The organism is Bacillus cereus group sp. BfR-BA-01355 (assembly GCF_022663675.1).
Taxonomy (GTDB): Bacteria; Bacillota; Bacilli; order Bacillales; family Bacillaceae_G; genus Bacillus_A; species Bacillus_A thuringiensis_S.
Genome location: NZ_JAKUFY010000229.1, coordinates 1 through 2,787 on the forward strand (window position 1 = coordinate 1; position 2,787 = coordinate 2,787).

The window sequence follows — 2,787 nt, forward strand, 5'->3', positions numbered from 1 at the left end:
AATCACCAAAGGTTCCAAAAGAAACTAAATAACCTGAGTCCATATAAATATAGAACTCAGGTTGCTTAGTTGTGTTTTTTGAATACTGTCTACTTGACAGGGGTCACTTCATATCTGAGTGTCTTTTCTTTATTTCTAAACGGACTTACTTATTCATTCCATAAAAACATACAGTACTGTAAAGCCATAAAATATAGTTCACTTTAACGAACTTCAGCCATAATTCGCCTTCCTTTAAGCCCAGCGTAGGTGATAGATGAATGGTCATACCTAAAAAAGCACTTCTGCTAAGTCGTAAAGTATCATAAAATTTGTTTATAATAAAGGTATAAGAATAAACATTCAGAGGTGACTATACGATGAAATTTAGTTGGATAATTAGTCCAGCTAAATGATAATGCTATAGAAATAGGCGGAATTTTTATTTCCTATCTAATTTAGAGGTCTACAATTCGCTGGAAAACTTGTTTCATTTTAGTAGAAACTGCGAAAGAAGTTATTCCTCCAATTATTCTAAAAAATATAATTGTCGTTTGGATAAATACGATAAACATGTATTATTATTTAAGTTGGGAGTATTCTAAAATGTAATTGAATACACGCTGTATTTCGCCACATGTTTTAACATAGATTCATTCTTGTTCACCTAGTCCAGTAACTTGTTTTAAAACAAGTCATCGTTATTACTTCACTTCTAATACATTTTCCCTAGCTTATTTGCAAACTTGCTAGCACCTTTTTTGTTTTTCTCTGTTACATACTCCTGAAAAAAAATTTCAGCTGATTGATGGAGATATGATTATTTATGTAATCCGCACACAAACTTCCTGTTCTTGAAGTAATTGGATAGTTAATTCCAATACAATATTTTGCATTAATTGATAAAGCTTATCATGAGTTTTACTTTGTTCTGATATAAATTCAATACATTGAAATATATAGCCTTCTACACATAAGCATCCTTTTTCAACTATAAATGGATTATGTCCTTTCTTTATTATTTTTGGCAATAAGAATTCTTTTTTTGTCAAAATAATTTCCTGTGATATCTCTTTTATTTCTATAATTTTTTCTTTAAAAACTACTTTTTCTATTAAACTAATTTCACCTTTATACCTCCCTATCTCTATTGGTAGTTTCGCAGTTATAAAATTATTTACATCCGCTTCAACTTCCCTCTCTAATAATATACTGTGGATAGGAGTCCACGAAGATGTTCCTACCCTACTCTCTTTCATATTCCTTTTTGCTTTTTGATTAGAAAGTTCTAAAAGCACTCTCTTTTCATGAAGATTGGAAGAAACTAAATTACAATTAATTTCTCCATGATATTGTTCCATTGTAGTTAATAACTTAGAATCCAATTCACGCCTTCTTGCATTTTTTTCATTACGAAATACAAATACTTCTTGATTTTTCACATTAATGTTTGGCGGTTTTATAAAACTAGTAACGTCCGAAATGACAGAAAACGGAATTTTAACTTTTATTGTACGTACTGAAGTCTCTATTTTCAAACCTGAATCTATATTTTTTTTCTTTGATTCTTTCTCAAATTTAAATGCTGTAGTTTCTTTTTTTGAATTTGGTTCTTTACTTTTTTTCTCTGTTTGTATTGCTTTCGCTTTTTTCTCTGATTCTTTACTTTCCTTCTTTGCTTGTATTGCTTTTGCTTTTTTCTCTGATTCTGATTTTTCTTTTTTCTTATTTTCTCTTATTTCGCGTGAGTTATCTTGATCATTTAGTATTTCCCCTTTATAAACTATGTTCCATATTCCCTTACCAACCCATGGCTTAGCCATCACCTTCACCCCACTTATGAAACTCCTAAAAATATGTTTTCATACGCGACCATTTCATCATTATATATGTTTTATAATAATAAAAAAGACAATGATTTTTTTGTTTTATACTTGTACTTGTAAAAATTCCAAAGTAAGACCTAGTACAATTTTTTACGAAGAGTATTGAATGTTTTGTTTAATTCTGTCGGACAAGGAGAAAAGCCTAATTCAAAGAATTGAGCACTGACTAATTCGCAATATGGTTATTCTTTGTAAATCATCGTCCTTAGGATTAATAAAGCGAGATGTAGTATCTGAGGAAGAAGTCACTAATGCTAATGATCGAAAATCATCTTCTGTAAAACCAGAAAATGGAACATTTACATTCCAATTAAATGACCCTGAATTACATTCATTACCTGCATGTTCAATGTTTTTACGAATATATCCTTATACAAACAATTTTTCTCTTATAACTCGGCAGTAATCTGTACCTGGTACTGGAGTGAATGCTACAGGAACTAACTTACATTGAGATAAAAATACATTTTTTATACACTTTAATTCCGGCTTCGGAGGAACGAACCTTAGGGTGCCATTCCTTTATATATAAAAATAATCCTGCTTAAAATAGGTGGATTTCTGCTACAAGATTAATCCTGTAGCTATCTTTTCCATTTGTAAGTTCAAAACAATTATTAGCATTGGAGAAATAACAAATAGATATGCCTAAACACTATACAAAAATAAAGAAAAAAACGTATCGGGGTGACAACATGTAATGTTAACAAATAGAGATAAAATTTCTATTCAATTTAGGTAAATGAAGAGAAAAAAGATGGTATTATTAAGCCAATTTCATATTTACATAAAAAATCCACACTTAACTAGGCTCCTATACTCACACCATCCTTTCTAGACGAGCATAAGATATACTGACGAACGAAAGGGGGTAATTTTATGGGTTTTGGTTTTGGTGGAGGTTGTGATTTCAATAGATGTG

The 2,787-nt window shown here is 30.3% G+C and carries 1 protein-coding gene and 1 pseudogene; both read right to left on the bottom strand.

Translation table 11 applies throughout. From position 1 onward, the window contains the following. Positions 1–803: 803 nt before the first annotated feature. The gene (locus MR167_RS31110; protein WP_242316210.1) at positions 804–1,802 is read right to left on the bottom strand and encodes a BC_2427 family protein; all 999 of its coding nucleotides are present in this window, start codon (positions 1,800–1,802) and stop codon (positions 804–806) included. A gap of 105 nt (positions 1,803–1,907) precedes the next feature. Then, positions 1,908–2,375 (bottom strand): annotated as a pseudogene (locus MR167_RS31115) (DUF7852 domain-containing protein); the annotation flags it as partial. Positions 2,376–2,787: the final 412 nt, after the last annotated feature.